This is a genomic window from Proteiniclasticum sediminis, from assembly GCF_018128025.1.
Lineage (GTDB): Bacteria > Bacillota > Clostridia > Clostridiales > Clostridiaceae > Proteiniclasticum > Proteiniclasticum sediminis.
Window position 1 is genome coordinate 1 of sequence record NZ_JAGSCS010000044.1, and the last position, 1,199, is coordinate 1,199.

General features: G+C 61.9%; 2 protein-coding genes. Both read left to right on the forward strand.

Going from position 1 to position 1,199, the window contains the following annotated elements:
- Positions 1 to 679 (forward strand): hypothetical protein (locus tag KCG48_RS14370; RefSeq protein WP_211802868.1); only part of this gene is annotated, 679 nt, incomplete at its 5' end.
- A gap of 51 nt (positions 680 to 730) precedes the next feature.
- Positions 731 to 1,199: DNRLRE domain-containing protein (locus KCG48_RS14375; RefSeq protein WP_230977166.1), on the forward strand; the 469-nt coding region annotated here is incomplete at its 3' end.

Sequence of the window (1,199 nt, forward strand, 5' to 3'; positions counted from 1 at the left end):
GGGCACGCTGGTGCTGCAGAATCGGAAGAACGCCTTTCAGGTGCGCTTTGCCAAGACCAGCCAGGCGGCAAAGCTGGTGGCGATCAAGAAGGGGAGCTACGGGCTGAGCTGGTCCCTGGTGGGCGGCGCGGCGGTGAAGGTGCAAGAAGAGCGCCCGGCGCAGGAGGCCCCCCAGGCGCTCCCCACGCTGCCGAACCTGCAGTCCACCGTCCGGTATCCGGAAATTCTTCCGGGGATGGATTTGGTCTATACCGTAAGATCGGAAGAGATTAAAGAGAACCTCGTGGTGAAGCAGCGGCAGGCGGTTCCCGCGATTTCCTTCGATTTCACCCTGAAGAATCTTGTTCCGCAGCTTCAGGCGGATCAGACGATTCTTCTTCGGGATGCCCGGACGCAGGAGCCGGTGATGGTGATGCCGGCCCCGTTCATGGTGGATGCCGCAGGCGAAGTCAGCTATGGGGTTACGGTGACGCTGACCGCGCAAACCGGCGCCGGTGCCTACCGGTTGAGCCTTACCCCGGATGCGGCCTGGCTGGCGGAGGAATCCCGGGTGTATCCGGTGCTGGTGGACCCGGTGGTGAAAACCACCGTGGATGAGATGAAAATCTTTGATGCGCCCGTATCCTCTGCTGCCCCCAACACGAACTACAAGACCCTGGGGCTGCTGAAGGCCGGCTAGGGAAGCAGCTCCCAGATCAACCGCAGCTTCCTGCAGTTTACCCTTCCGACCCTGACCACGGCGGACCTCATTTTGGGCGCCGAGCTCACCCTAGCCACCTTCAGCGCTCTGCCGACCCCCCGGCAAATCGAAGCGTATCCGGTGCTCGGGGACTGGAGTTCCTCCACCCTGACCTGGAACAACAAGCCGCCCTATGACGGGGCGGAGGCTCTGGATTATCAGTTTGTCAGCGGCTCCTCGGGCTCGGTATTCTCCTGGGACATCACCAAGCTCGTGAAATCCTGGTATGCCACGGGAATCAACCGGGGGCTCATGCTGAAGAATGCCCGGGAATACACCAGCGCCGACTATGCGGACTTCCATTCGTCCGATACCAGTTATGGGGCGCCTTACCGCCCGCAGATCACCCTGGCCTACGTCAACCAGTCCGGGCTGGAAGGGTACTGGAGTTATCACGCCCAGGATCTGGGCCGGGCGGGCACGGCCTATGTTCAGGACCACAGCGGGAATGTGGTCCTGG